The 276-nt window shown below is 46.4% G+C and carries 1 protein-coding gene; it reads left to right on the forward strand.

Annotation, left to right across the window (positions count from 1 at the left end; translation table 11 throughout):
- Nucleotides 1-276: efflux RND transporter permease subunit (locus AAEY98_RS22305; protein ID WP_351019760.1), on the forward strand; the 276-nt coding region annotated here is incomplete at both ends.

Here is a 276-nt window from a genome sequence, read left to right on the forward strand (position 1 = left end):
TCTTCGTACAAGGAGAGCCTAGCAGTCGTACTAATCCAGAAGACATTGGCAAATGGTATGTGCGTAATGAGACGGGTGATATGATCTCGTTCAATGCATTTTCAAGTAGTGAGTGGCAATCAGGCTCACCGCGATTGACTCGATATAATAGTTTGCCTTCTATGAATATCCAAGGTAGTGCAGCACCTGGCTTAAGCACTGGTGAGGCGATGACGGCTATGGAGACAATGATAGAACAGCTGCCTGAAGGTGTCGGCTATGAATGGACAGGTATGT

Source organism: Shewanella sp. AC91-MNA-CIBAN-0169 (assembly GCF_040310165.1).
Lineage (GTDB): Bacteria > Pseudomonadota > Gammaproteobacteria > Enterobacterales > Shewanellaceae > Shewanella.